20 protein-coding genes are annotated in these 20,025 nt (G+C 71.8%); 8 read left to right on the plus strand and 12 right to left on the minus strand.

The features are described 5' to 3' along the window. Positions 1-39 precede the first annotated feature (39 nt). A complete protein-coding gene (locus AC54T1_RS02070; protein WP_496910856.1) occupies positions 40-1,089 on the plus strand; it encodes a GmrSD restriction endonuclease domain-containing protein in 1,050 nt (349 codons plus the stop codon). 98 nt (positions 1,090-1,187) lie between these two features. Further along, complete coding sequence (locus AC54T1_RS02075) at positions 1,188-2,390, plus strand: MFS transporter (protein ID WP_496910857.1); 1,203 nt, start codon at positions 1,188-1,190, stop codon at positions 2,388-2,390. Positions 2,391-2,477: 87 nt separating this feature from the next. On the opposite strand, the gene AC54T1_RS02080 is transcribed toward AC54T1_RS02075, so the two are convergent. Continuing rightward, the gene (locus AC54T1_RS02080) at positions 2,478-3,080 is read right to left on the minus strand and encodes a TetR/AcrR family transcriptional regulator (protein ID WP_496910858.1); all 603 of its coding nucleotides are present in this window, start codon (positions 3,078-3,080) and stop codon (positions 2,478-2,480) included. A 101-nt stretch (positions 3,081-3,181) separates the two neighbouring features. On the opposite strand from AC54T1_RS02080, the gene AC54T1_RS02085 reads away from it, so the two are divergent. Further along, a complete protein-coding gene (locus AC54T1_RS02085) occupies positions 3,182-3,979 on the plus strand; it encodes an SDR family NAD(P)-dependent oxidoreductase (protein ID WP_496910859.1) in 798 nt (265 codons plus the stop codon). Positions 3,980-4,111: 132 nt separating this feature from the next. Here the strand turns inward: AC54T1_RS02085 and AC54T1_RS02090 are convergent, their stop codons facing one another. The 4 genes from AC54T1_RS02090 to AC54T1_RS02105 all read right to left on the minus strand — a co-directional run bounded on the left by AC54T1_RS02090 (position 4,112) and on the right by AC54T1_RS02105 (position 9,574). Further along, positions 4,112-6,151 carry a beta-galactosidase gene (locus AC54T1_RS02090; protein ID WP_496910860.1) on the minus strand — a complete coding sequence of 680 codons (2,040 nt, stop codon included), beginning with the start codon at positions 6,149-6,151 and terminating at the stop codon, positions 4,112-4,114. 129 nt (positions 6,152-6,280) lie between these two features. Next, positions 6,281-7,612: an ABC transporter substrate-binding protein gene (locus tag AC54T1_RS02095; protein ID WP_496910861.1), complete on the minus strand. Its 1,332-nt coding sequence runs from the start codon at positions 7,610-7,612 to the stop codon at positions 6,281-6,283. Between the two features lie 88 nt (positions 7,613-7,700). After that, on the minus strand, positions 7,701-8,651 hold the full coding sequence (locus AC54T1_RS02100) for a carbohydrate ABC transporter permease (RefSeq protein ID WP_496910862.1): 951 nt from the start codon (positions 8,649-8,651) through the stop codon (positions 7,701-7,703). A gap of 2 nt (positions 8,652-8,653) precedes the next feature. Continuing rightward, entirely contained in the window at positions 8,654-9,574 is a 921-nt protein-coding gene (locus AC54T1_RS02105) for a carbohydrate ABC transporter permease (RefSeq protein ID WP_484344237.1), read from the minus strand. A 216-nt stretch (positions 9,575-9,790) separates the two neighbouring features. On the opposite strand from AC54T1_RS02105, the gene AC54T1_RS02110 reads away from it, so the two are divergent. The 4 genes from AC54T1_RS02110 to AC54T1_RS02125 all read left to right on the plus strand — a co-directional run bounded on the left by AC54T1_RS02110 (position 9,791) and on the right by AC54T1_RS02125 (position 13,176). Then, complete coding sequence (locus AC54T1_RS02110) at positions 9,791-10,876, plus strand: LacI family DNA-binding transcriptional regulator (protein WP_496910863.1); 1,086 nt, start codon at positions 9,791-9,793, stop codon at positions 10,874-10,876. 96 nt (positions 10,877-10,972) lie between these two features. Continuing rightward, positions 10,973-11,497 carry a hypothetical protein gene (locus tag AC54T1_RS02115; RefSeq protein ID WP_496910864.1) on the plus strand — a complete coding sequence of 175 codons (525 nt, stop codon included), beginning with the start codon at positions 10,973-10,975 and terminating at the stop codon, positions 11,495-11,497. Positions 11,498-11,808: 311 nt separating this feature from the next. Continuing rightward, on the plus strand, positions 11,809-12,774 hold the full coding sequence (locus AC54T1_RS02120) for a methyltransferase (RefSeq protein ID WP_496910865.1): 966 nt from the start codon (positions 11,809-11,811) through the stop codon (positions 12,772-12,774). A 9-nt stretch (positions 12,775-12,783) separates the two neighbouring features. Continuing rightward, complete coding sequence (locus AC54T1_RS02125) at positions 12,784-13,176, plus strand: nucleoside triphosphate pyrophosphohydrolase family protein (protein ID WP_496910866.1); 393 nt, start codon at positions 12,784-12,786, stop codon at positions 13,174-13,176. A 68-nt stretch (positions 13,177-13,244) separates the two neighbouring features. Here the strand turns inward: AC54T1_RS02125 and AC54T1_RS02130 are convergent, their stop codons facing one another. The 7 genes from AC54T1_RS02130 to glsA all read right to left on the minus strand — a co-directional run bounded on the left by AC54T1_RS02130 (position 13,245) and on the right by glsA (position 18,390). Then, positions 13,245-13,844, minus strand: coding sequence for a TetR/AcrR family transcriptional regulator (locus AC54T1_RS02130; protein ID WP_484343695.1), 600 nt, complete (start codon positions 13,842-13,844; stop codon positions 13,245-13,247). An 18-nt stretch (positions 13,845-13,862) separates the two neighbouring features. Then, positions 13,863-14,552: an ABC transporter ATP-binding protein gene (locus AC54T1_RS02135; RefSeq protein WP_484343696.1), complete on the minus strand. Its 690-nt coding sequence runs from the start codon at positions 14,550-14,552 to the stop codon at positions 13,863-13,865. After that, a complete protein-coding gene (locus AC54T1_RS02140; protein ID WP_496910867.1) occupies positions 14,549-15,679 on the minus strand; it encodes an ABC transporter permease in 1,131 nt (376 codons plus the stop codon). Before AC54T1_RS02140 ends, AC54T1_RS02135 begins: the two co-directional genes overlap by 4 nt. 135 nt (positions 15,680-15,814) lie before the next feature. Beyond that, positions 15,815-16,429 (minus strand): RNA 2',3'-cyclic phosphodiesterase, encoded by a 615-nt coding sequence (gene thpR / locus AC54T1_RS02145; RefSeq protein ID WP_496910868.1) that lies wholly within the window; start codon positions 16,427-16,429, stop codon positions 15,815-15,817. Positions 16,430-16,505: 76 nt separating this feature from the next. Further along, positions 16,506-16,934, minus strand: a complete 429-nt coding sequence (locus AC54T1_RS02150; RefSeq protein ID WP_484343699.1) for an organic hydroperoxide resistance protein — start codon at positions 16,932-16,934, stop codon at positions 16,506-16,508. 78 nt (positions 16,935-17,012) lie between these two features. Then, complete coding sequence (locus tag AC54T1_RS02155) at positions 17,013-17,456, minus strand: hypothetical protein (protein ID WP_496910869.1); 444 nt, start codon at positions 17,454-17,456, stop codon at positions 17,013-17,015. Between the two features lies 1 nt (position 17,457). Then, complete coding sequence (gene glsA, locus AC54T1_RS02160; protein ID WP_496910870.1) at positions 17,458-18,390, minus strand: glutaminase A; 933 nt, start codon at positions 18,388-18,390, stop codon at positions 17,458-17,460. 350 nt (positions 18,391-18,740) lie between these two features. Here glsA and nhaA point away from each other — a divergent pair, with 350 nt between their 5' ends. Further along, a complete protein-coding gene (gene nhaA, locus AC54T1_RS02165) occupies positions 18,741-20,018 on the plus strand; it encodes a Na+/H+ antiporter NhaA (RefSeq protein WP_496910871.1) in 1,278 nt (425 codons plus the stop codon). Positions 20,019-20,025 lie beyond the last annotated feature (7 nt).

A 20,025-nucleotide genomic window follows, 5' to 3' on the forward strand; every position in this document is an offset into this window, starting at 1 on the left:
CCGCGACCGACATCCCCGCTGGGCACCGATACTGGGTGCATGCTGTCGCCGCGCTCGTCCAGGTCCACCACCAGCACCTCTCCCGGGATCGACGCAGCGCAGTCCCGACGGTCCTGGCTCGGCCGGGCCGCTCGCCACAGGGCCGGGGCACTCGTCGGCGGCTCGCTCGTCGTCATGCTCGTCGGTGGCGCGTGCGCGGGGATGCCCACGGCCACGCCGCCGTCGCTCGACGAGCTCGCCGCGGACCTGCCCGCACCGGAGCTCGCGGCACCCGTCGACGCCGTCGTCGTCCCGGAGGCCGCCCCCCAGTCCGCGCTGGGCACGGCGAAGCTGCTCGAGGTCAAGGGCCGAGCACCGAAGACCGGCTACTCCCGGGACGCCTTCGGTCCCGCGTGGGCGGACGAGGACCGCAACGGCTGCGACACCCGCAACGACATCCTGGCCCGTGACCTCACCGCCGTGACGTTCGAAGCCGGGACGAACGACTGCGTCGTGCTCAGCGGTACCTTCGCCGACAGGTACAGCGGGACGACCATCGAGTTCCAGCGCGGCCAGGAGACGTCGTCCCTCGTGCAGATCGACCACGTCGTCGCCCTGTCCGACGCCTGGCAGAAGGGCGCCCAGGGCTGGGACGACGCGACGCGCAAGGCCTTCGCGAACGACCCCCTCAACCTTCTCGCGTCCTCCGGTCCGCTCAACTCGCAGAAGGGCGACGGGGACACCGCGACGTGGCTCCCGCCGAACAAGGAGTTCCGCTGCGAGTACGTCGCACGCCAGGTCGGGATCAAGTACACGTACGGGCTGTGGGTGACCGAGGCGGAGCAGGGCGCGATGCTCAGCGTGCTGTCCGCGTGCCCGGAGCAGGGACTGCCCGAGGGGGCCGCCGTGCCGGCGACGCCCGAGGCTCCGGCGCCGGAGCCGCAGGCCCCCGCTGCCACCGAGCCCGCACCCGTTCCGGCACCTGCCGACCTCCCCTACCCGAGCTGCGCAGCGGCCCGGGCTGCCGGAGCAGCACCCGTGCACCTGGGCGACCCCGGGTACGGCACGCACCTCGACGGCGACGGCGACGGGGTCGGCTGCGAGAACTAGGCCCGCGGGTCCCCACCGCGCCCGTCGCGGTCCTGGTCACGCGGCTATGATGGCCGGTCGGATCGATTCGATCAGCCCTCTCGCAGAACGGTGCTCCCGTGGCCCCGACCCCACCTGACGTCGTCGCGCCCGAAGCACAGCGTGCCCGCGTCGCCGTCGCGCTCGTCTTCTTCACCAACGGCGCCATCGTCGCCAACCTCATCCCGCGCTACCCCCAGGTCAAGGAGCACCTCGGGGTGTCGGACGGGCAGCTCGGGCTCGCCGTCGCCGCGTTCCCCCTCGGTGCACTCATCTCGGGTCTCGCGGCCGGGGCGCTCATCCGCCGGTTCCGGTCCTCGCGCGTCGCGATGGTGGGGACCATCATCATGGCGGCCGGGGTCCTCCTCGCCGGAGTGGCGCCGACCCTGGTGCTGTTCGCGGTCGGCCTGTTCCTCGCAGGTGCCCTCGACTCGATCGTCGACGTCTCGCAGAACTCCCACGGGCTGCGCGTACAACGGCTCTACGGCCGCTCGATCCTCAACGCCTTCCACGCCATCTGGAGCATCGGCGGTGTCGTCGGCGGGCTCATGGGCGGCATCGCGGCCGGGCTCGGCGTGCCGCTCGGTCTGCACCTCGCCGTGTCGGGCGCGATCTTCAGCGTCGTGAGCATCTACGGCTACCGCCTCATGCTCCCCGGGCCGGAGCCCGTCGAGCCCCCGCAGGCTCACGGCGCCACGCGCTCCGCCGGACGCACCACGGTCCAGATCGGCGCCCTCGCCGCGCTCGTCGCCATCGCGGCGGCGGGCGCGATCGTCGAGGACGCCGGGAACTCCTGGGCCGCGATCTACCTGTCGGAGTCCCTCGGTACCGGCGCGACGCTCGCCGCCCTCGGCTTCGTTGCGCTCGTCGGCGCGCAGTTCGTCGGCCGGATCTACGGCGACCGGCTCGTCGACAGGTTCGGGCAGGCCACCGTCGCGCGCGCGGGCGGGCTGCTCATCGCCGTCGGGCTCGGGACGGCGCTCGCCCTGCCGACCGTCCCGGGGACGATCCTCGGGTTCGCCGCCGCGGGCCTCGGGTCCGCGACGCTCGTGCCCGCAGCCATGGGTGCCGCGGACCGCCTGCCCGGGCTCGCGCCCGGCACCGGCATCACGATCGTCAGCTGGATGATGCGGTTCGGCTTCCTGCTCGCCCCACCGCTCGTCGGGCGCATCGCCGACGCGACGAGCCTGCGGACCGGCCTCGTCGTCGTCCCGCTGGCCGGTGTCGTCGTCGTCCTCGCCGCCGGCGTGCTCCGGGAGCGCCGCGCCGACGTCACAGGCTGACCCGGCGCGTCCGACCCGCCCGGGCGGGCGGGCGGAACGTGCGGGCTGCCCCACCCGGGAACGATCGACCGGAGGCAGCTCGATGACCTACCGGCCGGGAGCAGCCGCGGCCAGGACGTGGTGCGGGAGCTCGGCGACGACGGCGTCGAGGAACGTCCCCAACGATCCGGGCTCGGCATAGGCGGCGATCCAGCGCCGGTAGGACTCCCGCCAGATCGTCAGCACCAGCCCCGCGGCCAGGCTCGCCTCGTCGGGAGCAACGCCCTGCTCCTCCAGGAACCGTTGGACCTGCTGCTGCCAGCGCAGCTGCTGAGCGAGGTCACGGGCCCGCAGCACAGGGTTGTCGTCGAGGATCCGTTCTCGGGCGCACTTGACCTCGGGGTCCTTCTCGGCCGACCCAGCCAGGGCGCGCACCCCCTGCAGGAGCCGGGCCAGGGGCGGGACATCGGGGCCGGCGGCAGCGGCCGCCTCCACGACCTCGGCGAAGACGTCTTCGTCGGCGGCGAACATCGCCTCGTCCTTGTCGCGCACGTGGCGAAAGAAGGTGCGCGTGGACATGTCCGCGGCATCGGCGATGTCGGCGACCGTCGTCGCCTCATACCCACGCTCGACGAACAACCGCAGGGCGTGCTCGGCCAGTGAACGCCGAGTGGCGGCCTGGCGCCGTTCGCGAGGGGTGAGCTGCTGCACCACCCCATTGCAGCACATCACCTCCTTGACAAACACTGTCGCTCTGGCACATCGTGTCAATTAGGCACGACAAGACGATGCCTCGACCGACAGGAGCACTCATGGACATCACCGGTTCCACTGCACTGATCACCGGCGCCTCCGGCGGCATCGGTGCTGGCATCGCCCGGGCGCTGGCCGCCCGCGGCGCCGACGTCGTCCTCGCCGCACGCAGCGTGGACAAGCTCGAAGCCCTGGCGGCCGACATCCGCAGCCAGCACGGCCGCGACGTGCTCGTGCTCCCCGTCGACCTCTCCACTCCCGACGCCGGCGCCGGGGTGCAGGAGGCACTGGCGGGGCGCCACGTCGACATCCTCGTCAACAACGCCGGTTTCGGGCTCAGCGGCCGACTGGCCGAGACCGAAGACCCGTCCCGACTGAGCGCCATGATCACGCTGAACTGCACCACGCTGACCGACCTCACCGCCCGCTTCCTGCCCGCCATGGTCGAGCGACGCTCCGGAGCCGTGATCAACATCGCCAGCATGGCCGCGTACATGCCCGCACCCGGCTTCGCCGCCTACGCCGCATCCAAGGCGTTCGTCCTGTCCTTGACGCAGGCACTGTGGGCCGAGACCCGGGGCACCGGAGTCCGGGTCGCGGCGCTGTCCCCGTCAGTCACCGACACCGGCTTCTTCGACGTCGCCGGGGAGAACGCCGGCGCAGGGATGCGTCGGCGAAGCGTCGAGCAGGTGGTCGCCACCTTCTTCGACACCCTCGACGCTGACCGTCCCGTCGTCGTCGACGGCAGGTACAACGAAGTCCTTGCCGCCGCAGCACATCTCGTCCCGCGAGGACCGTTCCTGCGCGTGCTCGGTCCCCGCTTCGCCGACAGGGTCTCCCCGGCCTCCGTCACGTGAGCGACCACACCGCGAACCTCAGCGCCCACTCGCCGGTCTCGTCATCCCTGCGAGCTGCGGAGAGGCCGGCGGCGGCGGGGACGCGCGCCGGCCAGCCTGCGGCGACGGTCACGTCGCCGCAGGCTCCGTGCGTCAGGCCTTCGGGCGCCGCAGGACGGCCACGGCGCGGCCGGGCAGGATCAGGCCCTCGGACGCGTCGGGCCCGACGAGCACCTCGCCCTCGATGCCCGGCACCTCCAGCGCCTCGGCCGTCCGGTTGATGAGGAACCAGAACTCGTCCGTCCCCGACTCGCGCACCGCGAGCTCGACACGGCCACCCAGCGCGTCGGGGAGCTCGCTCACCACGCCGGCGCTGCCCAGCACCTCGGCGACCACGGGGGCGAGCCCCGCGGCACCGAGCCGCGTCGAGACGTAGGTCGCGGTCCCCGCGTCGACCCGGCGCCGCGTGACCGCCGGCCGCCCTGCCATCTCGCCGTCCTCGTACGTCGCGAGGACCTCGACGTCCGGGCCGACGACGTCGATCCGGTCCGTCCACATCGTGCCCACGCTGCCGTTGCTCAGCGTCACCGACTCGTCGTCGAGCAGCGGCCCGAACTCCTCGATGCGGATACCGAGCAGGTCACGCAGCGCGCCCGGGTACCCGCCCGTCCACACGTGGTCGTTCTCGTCGACGATCCCCGAGAAGTACGTGGTGACGAGGTGCCCGCCGCGCGCGACGAACGCCTCGAGCTCGGCGGTGAGCGCCGCCGGGACGACGTGCAGCACGGGTGCGACGAGGACGTCATAGTCCGCGGTCCGTCCGTGCACCGGCACGATGTCCGCCCGGACGCCGGCCGCGAGGAACGCCGAGTACCAGTCGAGCCCCTCGGCCCTGTAGCGCAGGCGGTTTGTCGGGTGGGAGTCGTGCTCGCTCGTCCACCAGGAGTCCCAGTCGAAGAGGATCCCGACGCGGGCCGGCTTCTGGTCCGACCCCACGATCGGAGCGAGCGCCTCGAGCGTGCGGCCGAGCTCGACGACGGACCGGAACAGCTCCGAGTCCGGGCCGGCGCTCGGCACCATCGCGGAGTGGTACTTCTCGGCGCCCGCGGCGGACTGGCGCCACTGGAAGAAGCAGACGGCGTCGGCGCCGTGGGCCACGTGCGTGAGGGAGTCCCTCAGCAGCTCCCCCGGCTTCTTCGCGACGTTCACCGGCTGCCAGTTCACGGCGCTCGTCGAGTGCTCCATGAGGAACCACGGCCGGCGGTCGGCGAGCTGGCCGGTGAGGCTCGCGGAGAACGACAGCTCGTCGAGCGCCTGCGGGCCGGGCAGGACGTAGTGGTCGTTGGACACGAAGTCGACCTCGGCCGCCCAGTCGGCGTAGTCCATGCCCTTGGTCCCGCCAATGACCATGAAGTTCGTCGTGATCGGGACATCAGGTGTGATCCCCCTGAGCAGGTCCCGCTCGGCGCGCAGGTAGTCCTTGAGCGCGTCCGAGGAGAACCGCTTGAAGTCGAGCTGCTGCGTCGGGTTGGGATGCCCGCCCGCGTACCGCGGCGGGAGGATCTGACCCCAGTCGCTGTACCGCTGCGACCAGAACGCCGTGCCCCACGCGTGGTTGAGCGCGTCGAGCGTGCCGTAGCGGGCCTCGAGCCACACCCGGAACGCCGCGGCGGCGTCATCCGAGAAGTCGTAGATGTTGTGGCAGCCGAGCTCGTTGGACACGTGCCACGCGACGAGCGCCGGGTGCTCTGCGTACCGCTCGGCCATCGCGCGCACGAGTCGCAGCGCGTGCTCGCGGAACACGGGCGACGTCGGGCGCCAGTGCTGGCGCGCGCCCGGCGACACGGTGCCGCCCGTCACGGTGACCGGCAAGATCTCGGGGTGCGCGGTGGTGAGCCACGGCGGCGGGGACGCGGTCGCCGTCGCGAGGTCCACCTCGATGCCGTTGCGGTGCAGCAGGTCCATGACGTCGTCGAGCCACGCGAAGTCCCACGTGTCCGCCGTCGGCTGGAGCTTCGCCCAGGAGAAGATCGCGAGGGATACGACGTTGACGCCGGCCTCACGCATGAGCCGCACGTCCTCGTCCCACACCTCCCGCGGCCACTGGTCCGGGTTGTAGTCGGCGCCGAAGCCGATCGCAGCCGTCGAACCGGCCGGTCGGCGAAGCCACCGGTGGGCGTGGGGGGAAGCCATGTGTCCTCCTCAGGACGATGTGTGTGAGGCGTCTGGTGGTGCGGCGACGGGGGTGGGCGTTGTGCGCATCCCACCCCCGTCGCGGATCTCGGTGCCGCCGAGCGCGCCCGGGACGTCGCTCGGCGAGGGTCACTCGTTGACGGTGAAGCCCTGCTCCGTCCCGTACTTCACGGTGGCGTCCTGCCACGCGCTCAGGCCGTCGACGAGCGTGGTGTCGGAGACGTACGCCTGACCGACGGTGTCGTTGAAGATGCTGTTCGCGTAGACCTGGAAGGGCAGGTAGCTCCAGCCCTCGACGACGTTCTCCGCGGACTCCGCGAAGATCTCGTTGGCCTTCTGCCCGCCGAAGTACTCGAACTCGGCGCCGAGGAACTCCTCGGACCCGATCTGCTCGGCCGTCGCGGGGAACGCACCGCCGTCGACGCGGGTCTGCACGCCGTCACCGGCGTTCGCGTACTCGAGGAACGCCCAGGCCAGCTCGGGGTTCTCGCCGTCCGTCGGGATCGACAGCGCGCTGCCGCCGTTCTCGGCGCTCGTCGCGGCACCCGCCTCCCACTGCGGGATCGGTGCGACCGCCCACTTGCCGGCACCGGCCTCGACGCCGGACTCGAAGTTGGCGGGCATCCACGCACCGGTGGTGAGGGTCGCGATGGATCCGTTGCCGAGGCCCTGGTACCACTCGTCGCTCCACGAGCTGATGGGCGCGAGGAGGTCCTCGTCGAGCAGCGTCTGCCACGTCTCGGCGAACTTCGTCGCGCCCTCGTCGGCGAGGTCGACGGTGACGTTCGTGCCGTCGACCTGGTACGGCTGGCCGCCGGCCTGCCAGATGAGGCTCGTCGCGAGACCGGCGTCACCGGTGTCGTTGGCGATGTAGATGTTCGGGTCGATGGCCTTGAACGCCCGGCCCGCCTCGACGAACTCGTCCCACGTGGTGGGGACCGCGATGCCGTGGGTGTCGAAGAGCTCCTTGTTGTAGAACATCGCCATCGGTCCGGAGTCCATCGGCAGACCGTAGATGCCCTCGCCCGCCTGGACGGAGGCCCAGGGTCCGGGGGTGAACGTGTCAGCCATGTCGGCCGCGCCCATGGAGCCGAGGTCGAGGATCGACTCGGCGAGCGCGAACTGCGGCACCGCGTAGTACTCGATCTGCGCGACGTCGGGCACCCCGGAGCCGGCGGCGATCGCGTTCTGCAGGGCGGTGTACTGGTCGTTGCCGGTGCCGGCGTTGACGAGCTCGACGTCGACGTTCGGGTACTCGGCCTCGAAGTCCTCGACGACCTGGTCGAGGGTGGGCTCCCAGGCCCACACGGTGAGCGTGCCGCCCTCCTCGAGCGCCGACTGCACGTCCTCGGGGGACGCCTCAGGGGCGTCGTCGCCGCCGGAGCCGCAGGCGGCCAGGGACAGCGCCATCGCGGCGATCGCGGTCCCGGTGATGAACCGGGAGCGTCGGGTGGTCCTCATGGTGTTCCTCTCACTTCATTGTCAGATTCGCTGGTGATGACGGCGATGGGGCGGGATGGAGAGCTGGGGGACGGACGCGCGGGCCGCCTCACTCCTTGACGCTGCCGGCCGCGAGGCCGGACTGCCAGTACCGCTGGAGCAGCAGGAACGCTGCGACGAGCGGGAGGATCGTCAGGAGGGAGCCGGTGATGACGAGGTGGAAGATGGCCTCGCCGCCGGCGGTCGCGGCCTGGGCGTTCCAGGCGTTGAGGCCGAGCGTCAGGGGGTACCAGTCGGGGTCCTTGAGCATGATGAGCGGCAGGAAGTAGTTGTTCCACGTCGCGACCATCGTGAACAGCAGGACGGTGACGATGCCGGGGCCCAGGAGCGGCAGGCTGATCGTGAGGAACGTCCGCAGCTCGTTGGCGCCGTCCATCCGCGCGGCCTCGAGCAGCTCGGTGGGGATGGCCTCGGCGGCGTACGTCCACATGAGGTACAGCCCGAACGGCGAGATGAGCGACGGGATGATCACGGCCCACGGGGTGTTCGTCAGGCCCATCTGGCTGAACATGAGGAAGGTGGGGACCGCGAGCGCGGTGCCCGGCACGGCGACGGCACCGATGACGGTCGCGAACACGCCCTTCTTTCCCGGGAAGTCGAACTTCGCCAGGGCGTACCCGCCGAAGACCGCGAGCGCGGTGGCGCCGCCGGCGCCCAGCACCACGTAGAGCACGGTGTTGCCGAGCCAGCGGACGAAGATCCCGTCGTCGTACTGGAGCGTCGTGACGATGTTGTCCCACAGGGCGAAGTCGCCGCTGAACCACAGGCCGAAGGAGTCGAACAGGCTGTTCTGCGTCTTGGTGGCGTTGATGACGAGCCACGCGAGGGGCACGAGGCTGTAGAGCAGGACGATGCCGGTGAGCACCGTGAGCAGCACGCTGCGGCGGGGCTTGTCCGCGCTGCGCCGGGATGCCGGCCGCTTGGCCGTGCGCATCATCGGGCGCGTGCTCGTGCGGGCGCCGGGGCTCGTGGGCGCCGGGGAGGGAGTGGTCGTGGTCATGCTCAGTCCGCCTTCCGCATGCCGCGCAGCTGGACGACGTAGGCGATGAGCATCGTGAGCAGGCCCATGATGATCGCGACGGTCGCGGAGTAGTTGTACTGCTGGCCGGAGAAGGACAGCGAGAACGCGTAGAGGTTGGGCGTGAAGTACGTCGTGATCGCGTTGGGGGCGAGGCTCTGCAGGATGCTCGGCTCGTTGAACAGCTGGAAGCTGCCGATGATCGAGAAGATCGTCGCGATGACGAGCGCGCCGCGGATGGCCGGGAGCTTGATGGCGGTGATGACCCGCAGCTGCCCGGCGCCGTCGATCTCCGCCGCCTCGTAGAGGGAGGTCGGGATGACCCGCAGGGCGGAGTAGAAGATCAGCATGTTGTAGCCGATGAACTCCCAGGTGACGATGTTGCCGATCGCCGCGAGAACGAGGTCCGGGGACAACGGGTTGGGGATGGACGTCCCGAGGGCGTCGTTGATGCTGCCGACGAGCCCGAACCGGGTGCCGTACATGAAGCCCCACATGAGGGTCGCGACGACGGCGGGGACGGCGTAGGGCAGGAAGATCGAGATGCGGAAGAAGCTCGTGCCGAACAGGCGCCCGCTGTCGAGCGCGAGGGCGACGAGCAGGGCGATGAACAGCATCACGGGCACCTGCACCGCGAGGAACGCGGAGACGCGGCCGAGCGCGGACCAGAACTGGTCGTCCTGGAGGGCCCGCGCGTAGTTGTCGAGCCCGACGAACGAGTTCCCGCCGACGAGCTGGTTGCGGAAGAGGCTGAGGTAGATCGAGTACGCGATCGGGGCCAGGAACACGAGGGTGAACACGGCCATGAACGGTCCGACGAACCCCCATCCGACCCAGGACCGACGCTTGGCCGGGCGCAGGGGCACGTCGGGTCGGGCTACGACCGGCTGTGACATCGTCGTCATCTCGGTTCCCTCGTCGCGGGGGCTGTTCGGCATCGAACGTTTGCGTAAACATCGAAGCACACACCTGGATGTTTACGCAAACAATCTCGCGTACGATCTCGATCGAGACCTGCCCGACGCGCCCACCGACAGGGCGCAGGGCGCCGCGCCGACCAGGGAGACGATGTCGTGGACCACACGGGCGACGCACCCGGCAGACGTGGCCGACGCGCGTCCATGGCGGACGTCGCACGCGCGGCGGGTGTCTCCGCCCAGACCGTCTCCCGGGTGTCCAACGGTGCCGACGGCGTCGGCGCCGACACGCGCCGGGCGGTGCTCGCCGCCATGGAGGCCCTCGGCTACCGCCCCAACAGCGCCGCCCGCGCACTCAAGAGCGGCGAGTTCCGCACCATCGGCGTCATCGTCTTCACGCTGTCCACGACGGGCAACATCCGCACCCTCGAGGCGATCGCGACGTCGGCCGCAGAGGCCGGGTACGCAATCACGCTCATCCCCGTCGCCGCGCCCACCCAGGAGGGCGTCCGGCGGGCGTTCACACGGCTGGGCGAGCTCGCGGTGGACGCGGTGATCGTCATCCTCGAGGTGCACCTCCTCGACACGGCGCGCCTCGCGCTGCCGCCCGGCGTCCAGGTGGTCGTCGTCGGCTCCGACGCGGGTGCGCACCACCACGTCGTGGACACCGACCAGACCGTCGACACCGATCAGGCCGACGGGACCGCCCGGGCCGTGTCGCACCTGCTCGACCTCGGCCACGAGACGGTCCACCACCTCGCGGGGCCCGAGGTTTCCTACGCTGCACAGCGCCGCGCCCAGGCGTGGCGCGCCACGCTGCTCGACGCCGGGCGCCGCGTCCCCGAGGTCCGTTCCGGCGACTGGACGGCCGAGTCGGGTTACGCCGCCGGGCTCGAGCTCGCCCAGGACCCCGGGTGCACGGCGGTGTTCGCCGCCAACGACCAGATGGCGCTCGGCCTCTACCGCGCGTTCGACGAGTCGGACCTGCGGGTGCCCCAGGACGTGAGCGTCATCGGCTTCGACGACATACCCGAGGCGGCCTCGTTCTCCCCACCCCTGACGACGGTGCACCAGGACTTCGCCGAGGTGGGGCGCCAGTGCGTGCACCGCGTCCTGCGCCAGCTCCGGCGGTCGGTGCGCGAGGGACCGCAGGAGCTGCCGCCCGGCGGCGGTCCGCGCCGGCAGGTCTCCACGGTCGCGGACGGCACCACCCTCGTCCCGACGTCGCTCGTCGTCCGGTCCAGCACCGCCCCGCCCCGGCCGTCCGCACTCCAACGTCACCGCGTGTGACCGACCCGCGTGGTCGTCGGCGACGACCGTGGTCGGAGCCGGGAGGCGACCAAAGGACGTAGCGCGAGCCGGTGGGCTCCGGCGAAGATGGAGTGCATGACGACGACACCCAGCCCCCTGCGCCTCGCCACCGCCCTGCTCTCCGGTATCGCGACCGCCGCCTACTACGCCACCCCCGACCTCATCTCCTCCAAGCGGGCACGGACGTGGGCCAAGACCGGCATCAGCGCCGCGCTCATCGCGGCGTCGATCCCCGACCTGCTCGGGCAGCGCGAGCAGCTGGCAGCGAAGAAGGCCGCAGACACGGAAGCCGCTGCGATCCGGGCGGACGACGCCGACGGCGCCGACGGCACGGCCCCGACCGCCCAGAACGTTGCGGACGTCCGGGAGGACGAGGACGTCGAGCTCTCGACCCGCGGCAAGATCGCCGTCGGTGGAGTGGTCGCCGCCGTGCTTGCCGTCACGATGATCCCGCTCGTCTTCGTGGAGCGGTGGATCTACCGCCACGGCGAGGCACGGGCAGCGGCCGGGAAGTCGTTGGCGCACACCGCCCCGGCGATCGTCTACGGTGTGATCGCCGCGGCTCTCGCGGCCGTCCCGCAGCCCCGCGACGAGAAGTAGCGAGCGTCAGCCCACACCCGGGCACCGGTCACTCGTCGGCCAGCCACGGCTCGAACCAGGACGGAACCGTCATCGCTCCCCACTCGCCGCTCGCGCGCGGTCACCACAGCCCTGCGGCCGGTCAGCACAGCCCGGCGGCCGCGGAGCCTGCGGAACCGCCAGCGCTCGTCACCTGGTCCGGTGACGACGGCGAGACCCGCACGCTCCGGTGGCGGTCGGCCAACGGCCGACCTGCTCCCCAGCGCGTCGAGCTGGTCGACGACGTCCTCACCGCCGACGAGGCCAACCGGAAGGCGTCGCAGGGCATCGCGATGCTGTGGACCGGTGACTTCCACAACGCACGGCAGATCCTCACCGCTCTCGACCGGCGGTTGGGCGACGGCACGAAGAAGCCGGCGAGAGACCTGGCGGACGCCTTCTACCGGCACCGGCAGAGCCGCTCGCACCGGGCCCGGGTCCTCGGCCTCCTCCTCGTCCAGCTCGACCCGGGCCATGAGGTGCCGTTGCGTCGCGCGCCGGACGTGCGCGAGGCGGCCAGGGCGGCCTACGGTCCGGTGGACGAGCCGTCGGCGGTCTCCCTGCACGAGCTCGTCGGTGCCATGGGCGCCCACGAGTGGCGGCGCAAGGGCGTCTACGTCGAGGCCCTGCAGGGCAGGATCCACCCGCACTACGGCACGTTCTTCCCGACCCGCAGCGAGTACGTGGACCTCGTGGCACGCGCACCGTTGCCGCCGGGGGACGTCGCGTTCGACGTCGGGACCGGCACCGGGGTGCTCGCCGCCGTCCTCGCCCGGCGCGGAGTCCGCCATGTCGTCGCGGCAGACAACCAGGCCCGTGCCATCGCCTGCGCGCAGGCGAACGTCCGGGCCCTCGGCGTCGACGACCAGGTCGAGGTGGTTCTCGGCGACATGTTCCCGTCCGGCCGGGCGGGCCTCGTCGTGTGCAACCCGCCGTGGATCCCGGCCACACCGCACTCGTCGCTGGACAGCGCCGTCTACGACCCTGGCAGCCGGATGCTCCTGCGCTTCCTCGACGAGCTCGCCGACCACCTCGAACCGGGCGGAGAGGGCTGGCTCGTGCTGTCGGACCTCGCCGAGCACCTCGGGCTGCGCACGCGGGCTGACCTGCTTGCCGCAATCGACGCCGCCGGACTCCGCGTCGTGGACCGGCTCGACACCACTCCCACGCACCCCCGGGCCGCCGACCGCACGGACCCGCTCTTCGCGGCACGGTCGGCCGAGATCACGTCCCTGTGGCGGTTGGCCTCCGCTCGCTAGGCTCACGTCGTGACTGACCTTCCCCTGCGGTCGATGACCGAGAGTGCGCTCGAGCTCCTGCACGCCTACGACGAGGTGAACCTCCGGCGCTTCGGCCGGGTATGGACCACCGAGGAGCTCATGCTCGGCTTCGCGGGCGACGTCGGCGACCTCTCACGCCTCGTGGTCGCGCAGGCCGGGGTCCGCCACGTGGAGGACCTGGACGAGAAGGTCGCGCACGAGCTCGTCGACTGCCTGTGGTCCGTGCTCGTGCTCGCGGACCGCCTCGGCGTCGATCTCGGGACCGCCTTCCCCACGAACCTCGCCGACCTCCACGCGCGTATCGCCCTGACGACCGCGCGGCTCGATGCCGCGCCGGACGAGGACACCGACGCCGACGCCGACGCGCCAGGAGGAGGCTGACCTTCGGCGGACCTCCGTGAGTCACGGACGCCGCGCCGAGCTGCGACGCCCGGTCTCCTGCGGGCCGCTCAGCTGTCGGCGAGCCCGAGGTACGGGCCGAGGACCCGCCGGAGCGGGGCGAGGGCCGCGGCGCGCTCGTCCGCGGTGCTCACGCGCTGCGTCGCCCGGATCTGCTGGGTGGCACTGAGCAGCATGGCGTCGATCATGTCCGCCATCGTGTCGGGGGCTGCCTCGCCGTGGTCCCGCAGCGCCTCGCGCAACGGCTCCTGGAGTGCCCGGTGGAACTCCTGCATGGGTCCGTGCAGGAGCGCGGGGTCCACGACCGAGCCGAGAGCACGCGCGACGCGCTGCTCCGACCCGCCGAAGAAGGCGACGTTGCTCTCCACGTACGCCCACACCCGCTCGCCCGCGGTCGGCGCGGCGCTGATCGCCGCGCGGATGTGCTCCGCCCACCCCGGGAAGACGTCGGCGACCACGGCGGCCAGCAGGTCTTCCCGGGACCGGGCGTACTCGTAGACGCTCGACCGGGCGAGACCGGCCCGCTTCCCCACCTCAGCGAGGGAGGGCGCGAGGCCGGTCTCGGCGAGCAGGTCGCGGGCCGCGTCGAGCACCGCTCGGAGCTGCTGAGCACGGTGCTCTGCGACGGTCGCGGCGTTGATGCGCGGCACGGAGACCTCCCGGATCGGTCAGGCGGCGGCGCTCAGGCGCCCGTCCATCATGTGCAGGACGCGGTCGCAGTGGTGCAGCACGTCGTGGTCGTGGGTCACCATAACCGTCGCGACACCGTGGCGGTGCGCCTCGCGGGCGAGGAGCCCGACGATCTCCTGGCTGCGCGCACTGTCCAGCGCGGCCGTCGGCTCGTCGACGAGCAGCAGCCGGGGCCGGGTCATGAGCGCGCGGGCGATCCCCACGCGCTGGCGCTCGCCACCGGAGAGCGTGTCGGGACGTCGATCGGCGCGGTGGGACATACCGACCTCCTCGAGCAGCTCGAGCGGGTCCCGGGGGTTCTCGACGCGGCCGAGGTGCAGCGGGAGACGGAGCTGGTCGGCGGCGGTGAGGGAAGGGAGCAGGTTGCCGCTCTGGAAGACGAACCCGATCTGGGTGCGGCGCACCTCGGCCAGGGCTCGCGGTGAGGCGGTGACGAGGTCGGTGTCGCCGACGCGTGCCTGCCCGGACGTGGGCCGGATGAGCCCACCGGCGACGGCGAGGAGGCTGGACTTGCCGGAGCCCGAGGGGCCGACGACCGCGACGAGCTCGCCGGGCTCGACGTCCAGCGACACGGCGTCCAGGGCGGTGACGATCGCGTCGCCGTCGGTGTGCGTGAGGGTGACGTCGGCCAGGTGCAGGCCGGTGCCCGTGGTGACGGTGCTGCTCATCGGTTTCCTCCAAGAGCGGTCAGGGGGTCGACTTTGGTGATGCGCACGACCGCGACGCCGGCGCCGATCATGCCGAGCACGATGAGCAGCACGGTGGCGAGGGCGATCGGCGCCGCCTCGAGGGCGAACGGCATGGCGGTCGCCGAGACGCTCGCGCCGAGCAGGAGCCCGATGCTCACGCCGACGGCGGTGGAACCGAGCAGCAGGATCGCGGACTGGGTGAGGCTGTCGCGGAGGAGGAACCGCTTGCTCGCGCCGAGCGCGCGGAGCACAGCGATCTCCGTTCGGCGCTGGATCGTCACGACGGTGAAGAACGCACCGACGACGAGCGCGGAGATCGCGTAGAGGAACACCTGGATGAGCTGGAGCGTGGACGTCTCGGCCGTGTATCCCGGGGACGCACCGAAGGACTGCTCGAGCGTCATCGAGGTGGTCCCGGCAGCGGCGTCGAGGGCGGCCAGGTCAGGCGTCGCGCCGTCGGCGCTGCGGACGGCGATCGCGGTGACGTCGTCGTAGACGTGATCGGGGACGGGCTCTCCGGCACGCACGCCGGAGCGGATCTCCTGCCACGTGGTGAGGTCGACGTAGCCGACGTCGACGTGCCCGTAGGTGTGCTGCCCGTCGAGGAATCCGACGACCTCGAGCTCGGTGTCCACCTGCTCGACGGTGACGACGTCTCCGAGCGAGACGCCCTCGTCCTGCAGGGTCGCGGGGAGGACGATCTCGCCGGGGCCGGCCATCTGGCTCCCGGAGGTGACGTCGGGGTTGAGCCACGCGTCAGGCTGCACGCCGAACAGCGAGAGGTCGACGTCGAGGCCCTCGCTCGTGCGTGAGTTCACGAGCGTGCTGCCGAACGGCGCCGCGTCCTGGACACCGTCGACGGCGGCCACGGTGTCGGCGGTGGTGACGTCCACCGTGGAACGGGAGAACGCGGCGGTCTTGTCCACGTCCTTCTCGAACGCGAAGGACGTGACGGGCATCTTCATCAGCCCGGACACGCCATCGTTGACGAGCCCGGACGAGAGCCCGGACAGCAGGACCATGAGAACGCTGATGAGCGCTACCACGGAGCCCATGAGGAGGAATCGTCCTCGGGCGAACTTCAGCTCACGCAACGCGAGAAACATGTCTACGCACCCAATCTTGTCGACGGCATGTCGACAACATTACGCGCGGAGAGGGTTTACCGACAACGCGTCGGCAACTCTGTGGGGCGAGTCATAACGTCCGAGCGGGACCCGTGATCCGAGGCCTGGGCGGCGTCAGGTCGGCGCACCGCCCAGCGATACGGTCTCCAGGACCGCATGGAGAGGGCGCCCTTGCGGCCCCTGCCCGAGCCGCGACTCGACGAGATCGAGGGAGTCGACCACCCACTCCGGCCCGCGGTAGACGGACAGGGCGTGGGTCACGTGGGCAGCGTCGACACTCGCTCCGGCGCGGGAGATCGTCAGGTGGACCCGGTTGCGCTCCCGCGGGTCGCGGGCCGTGGTGAGCCGCGCGCCGACGTCCGCGAGGTCGTGCATCGCGCGCACGAGCGGCGCGGTCTCCCCGCTCACGCCCACCCACATGACGGTGCCGCGGAAGACGCCCGCGCCAGCCAGGGCGAGGGCGAACGGCCCGGTCTCCCGGACCGCGGCGGCCACCCCGTCCGCCAGCTCGGGCACGACGCCGTCGGGCACGTCCCCGAAGAAGGCGACCGTGACGTGCCACGAGGAGCGGGGCGTCCACGGCGACCGGAGCGCCGCGCGCCGGGCGCGCCCTCCAGCACCACGGCGGGGGTGCACCGGAGGCGGCGGCACGGTGCCGAGCATCACCAACGCGTTCTCGAGGTGGTCGAGCACCTCGTCCGGTGGGGTGATCGCTGCGAAGAGCCGCACCTGACCACCCTAGGACGCCCCGGACGCGGGCGGAAGGCTTGCCGCCCTCCGCCCGCGCCCGGCCGCCCTGGACCGGTCAGTCGTCCGAGACCGTGATGGTCACGTCGATGTTGCCGCGGGTCGCGTCCGAGTACGGGCACACCTCGTGCGCCGCGTCGGCGATCTCCTGCGCGACGTCGTGCTCGACGCCGGGGAGGACGACCTCGAGGAGGACCGCGAGGCGGAACCCCGGCTGGTCGTCCGGCTTGGGCATGATCTGCACGCGCCCACCGACGGAGGAGTCGGCGACGTCGACCTTGCGGGTGCGGGCGATCATCTGGACGGCGGAGTGGAAGCACGCCGCGTATCCGGCGGCGAAGAGCTGCTCCGGGTTGGAGCCGTCGCCGGAGCCACCCATCGCCTGGGGGATGGCGAGGTCGAGGTCGATCCGGCCGTCGGAGGAGCGCACATGACCGTTGCGGCCGGCACCGGTCGAGAGGGCGTCGGCGGTGTACAGGGGGTCCATGAGGGAGCCTTTCGGTTGCGAGCCAGGGTGTGGTGCGTGTGGTGCAGTGCAGCGCGCGACGGGTGTCCGCGCGACGGGTCAGCGGCGCGAGGGCGGTGAACGCGTCCAGAGTTCCGGCATGCCCTCCGGACCCTGCCGCGCGTCACGCGCCGCAGCCCGGCGGGCGCTCCACATCAGGACGGAGACCGCCACCACAGCACCAGCGCCCGCCCCTGCCACCACGAGCGTGACCGCCCACGAGGGCCCCTGGGACACGGTGCGGCCGTCAGGGAGCGTCCACTCGCACCGGGCACCCAGGGGAACGATCGAGACGCTCGCCGTCCCGGTCAGTCCCTCCCCGCCGACCTCACGGACCTCCGACGGCGCAGCCCGGCCGAAGCACACCGTCGCCCGGTTCGCGCCCAGGTCAGCCGCAAGCGTCCCGACGACCGCCAGCCCGGCGACCATCACGCAGCTCACGACGACGACCATCACCGCACCGGCCGCTGCAGCCTCCCGCAACGCCCGCACGCGCTCAGCCATGTCAGTGCTCGCGAGCGCCGAAGACGTGCAGGCCGACGTCGTCGGAGAAGCGTTCGCACGCCAGGACGCCGCGGACCGAGTTGCCGACCTCGTCGAGCGGCGGGCTGTAGACGCCGATGCCCGCGGTCCACGGGGAGGCCGCGACGAGCCCGCCGGCGACACCCGACTTCGCGGGCAACCCCACACGACGCAACCACTGGCCAGACCCGTCGTACATGCCGCAGGACGCCATGACGCTGAGGACCGTGGTGACCACGGCGCCACTGACCACCTGCTCCCCCGTCACCGGGTTGCGTCCACCGAAGGCGAGCGTCGCGCCCATGAACGCGAGCGCCTCCGCGGTGACGAGCACGGAGCACGCGCGGGAGTAGACGGAGATCGCGTCGTCGACCGAGACGTCGAGGGTGCCGGCGGACCGCATGAGGTGGCCGAGCGCCCGGTTGCGGTCACCGAGGAGGTACTCGGACCGGCTCACGTCCTCGTCGATCGTGAGCTCGCGGCCGGCGAACGCCGAGAGCCCTGCGAGGATGCGCTCGACCCGCTCGTCAGGCGTCGAGCCGTCCACGAGGTTCGCGGTGAGCAGGGCACCCGCGTTGACCATGGGGTTCGGCGGGCGCCCCGTGTCGCTCTCGAGGATGACGGCGTCGAACGGCTCGCCGGTCGGCTCGGTGCCGACGCGGTCGAGGATCTCCTCGCCGCGGTCCGCGAGGGCCAGGGCGTAGACGAACGGCTTGGCGACGGACTGCACGGAGAACTCCCGGTCGGCGTCGGCCGTGGAGCGCAGCGAACCCTCGGCATCGACGACCGCGATGCCGCAGACGTCGGGGTCGGCGGACGCGAGCTCGGGGATGCTGTCGTCGACCTCTCCGTCGGTGGCGGAGAGGAGGTCCGCACGCAGGGCCTCGAGGTCGTAGTCGTGCAGGGAGCAGGTCACCGCCCCAGTGAAACAGTGCTCCACCTCCCCCGCCTGACGAGTCACCCGGCCGCCCAGCGAGCACCCCCGCGCCGAACCAGCGGGCCCACCGCTCGTCGCTAGGATGAACGGATGCCCATCCCCACCCCACGCCGGTCGCGAGCGCGCGTGCGCGCCGCCGAGGCGTGCCCGAAGCGGCTGCTGCGCACGCGGCGTCACTCCGGGACGAACGGGTGGACGAGCTCCTGGGGAACCAACGCGCACGGTGAGATCGCCGGCTGCCCACCGCCATCCCCCTAGCCCAGCGTTCGCCCTCTCGTCGAGACCCGCGGACGCCAGTCCGCGTACCCCTGTGACGAGAGGCACCACCCATGAAGAACGCTGCTACGCCCCTGCCCACCGACCAGCGGCCACCGTCCATCTGGCGCGGCATCCACCAGACCCTCGCCACGGACACGATGGGCGGAGCGTTGCTCCTCGGCGCGACCGTGCTCGCGCTCGTCCTGGCCAACGGCCCCGCAGCCGACCTCTACATGTCGGTGCGCGACGTCCGCTTCGGGCCGGAGCAGCTGCACCTCAACCTCAGCGTCGGTGCGTGGGCATCAGACGGGCTGCTCGCGATCTTCTTCTTCGTCGTGGGCCTCGAGCTCAAGGAGGAGTTCGTCGCCGGCAAGCTGCGCAACCCGCGCAGCGCCGCGGTCCCCATCGTCGCCGCGGTGGGCGGCGTCGCACTCCCGGCGCTGCTGTTCGTCGCGATCAACCTCTCTCGCGGCGGTGCGGCCCTCAACGGGTGGGCCATCCCGGCGGCCACCGACATCGCGTTCGCGGTCGCCGTCATCGCCGTGTTCGGGCGAGCCCTCCCCCCGGCGCTGCGGACCTTCCTGCTCACCCTCGCCGTGGTCGACGACCTCATCGCCATCACGATCATCGCCGTCTTCTACAGCGACGGCATCCAGCTCGGATGGCTCGCCCTGGCACTGCTGCCGCTCGCGGTCTTCGCGTTCGCCGTCCAGCGCGGCGTGCGGGCGTGGTGGGTCCTCGTCCCGCTGGCCGTCACGACGTGGGCCCTCATGCACGCCTCCGGCGTGCACGCCACCGTCGCCGGCGTCCTTCTCGGCTTCGTCGTCCCGGTCGTCGCCACGCGCGGCGCTCGCGTGAGCGCCGGCACCGACGAGACCGGCCAGCCCATGTACGAGGGGCTCGCGGCGCACTTCGCGGACCGGTGGAGCGTGGTGTCCACCGCCGTCGCGGTGCCCGTGTTCGCGTTCTTCTCCGCAGGTGTCGCCGTCGGCGGGCTCGCCGGGCTCCGCGAGTCCCTCACCGACTCGATCGCGGTCGGGATCATCGTGGGCCTCGTCGTCGGGAAGGTCGTCGGCATCACGGGCGCGACGTTCCTCCTCACCCGGCTGCCGGGGATCCGGATCGACCCGTCGATCCGCTGGGTCGACGTCATCGGGATGGCGTTCGTCGCCGGGATCGGCTTCACGGTGTCGCTCCTCGTGGGAGACCTCTCCTACCCCGAGGGCAGCGCGGCTGCCGACCACGTCAAGGTCGGTGTGCTCACCGGGTCCGTCCTCGCCGCCAGCCTCGGCGCGACCATCCTCGGTGTCCGCAACCGGCACTACCGGGCGCTGGGCACCGTCGGCTAGCCCGACA

This window comes from Sanguibacter sp. Z41_6 (assembly GCF_059621145.1).

Bases quoted from the DNA above. Each gene is read 5' to 3' on its own strand.
- AC54T1_RS02120 (WP_496910865.1), top strand. From the start codon at position 11,809: ATGCTGTGGACCGGTGACTTCCACAACGCACGGCAGATCCTCACCGCT.
- AC54T1_RS02140 (WP_496910867.1), bottom strand. From the start codon at position 15,679: ATGTTTCTCGCGTTGCGTGAGCTGAAGTTCGCCCGAGGACGATTCCTC.
- AC54T1_RS02070 (WP_496910856.1), top strand. From the start codon at position 40: ATGCTGTCGCCGCGCTCGTCCAGGTCCACCACCAGCACCTCTCCCGGG.
- AC54T1_RS02150 (WP_484343699.1), bottom strand. From the start codon at position 16,934: ATGGACCCCCTGTACACCGCCGACGCCCTCTCGACCGGTGCCGGCCGC.
- AC54T1_RS02090 (WP_496910860.1), bottom strand. From the start codon at position 6,151: ATGGCTTCCCCCCACGCCCACCGGTGGCTTCGCCGACCGGCCGGTTCG.
- AC54T1_RS02115 (WP_496910864.1), top strand. From the start codon at position 10,973: ATGACGACGACACCCAGCCCCCTGCGCCTCGCCACCGCCCTGCTCTCC.
- AC54T1_RS02110 (WP_496910863.1), top strand. From the start codon at position 9,791: ATGGCGGACGTCGCACGCGCGGCGGGTGTCTCCGCCCAGACCGTCTCC.
- AC54T1_RS02095 (WP_496910861.1), bottom strand. From the start codon at position 7,612: ATGAGGACCACCCGACGCTCCCGGTTCATCACCGGGACCGCGATCGCC.
- AC54T1_RS02155 (WP_496910869.1), bottom strand. From the start codon at position 17,456: ATGGCTGAGCGCGTGCGGGCGTTGCGGGAGGCTGCAGCGGCCGGTGCG.
- nhaA (WP_496910871.1), top strand. From the start codon at position 18,741: ATGAAGAACGCTGCTACGCCCCTGCCCACCGACCAGCGGCCACCGTCC.
- AC54T1_RS02085 (WP_496910859.1), top strand. From the start codon at position 3,182: ATGGACATCACCGGTTCCACTGCACTGATCACCGGCGCCTCCGGCGGC.
- AC54T1_RS02100 (WP_496910862.1), bottom strand. From the start codon at position 8,651: ATGACCACGACCACTCCCTCCCCGGCGCCCACGAGCCCCGGCGCCCGC.
- AC54T1_RS02105 (WP_484344237.1), bottom strand. From the start codon at position 9,574: ATGACGACGATGTCACAGCCGGTCGTAGCCCGACCCGACGTGCCCCTG.
- AC54T1_RS02135 (WP_484343696.1), bottom strand. From the start codon at position 14,552: ATGAGCAGCACCGTCACCACGGGCACCGGCCTGCACCTGGCCGACGTC.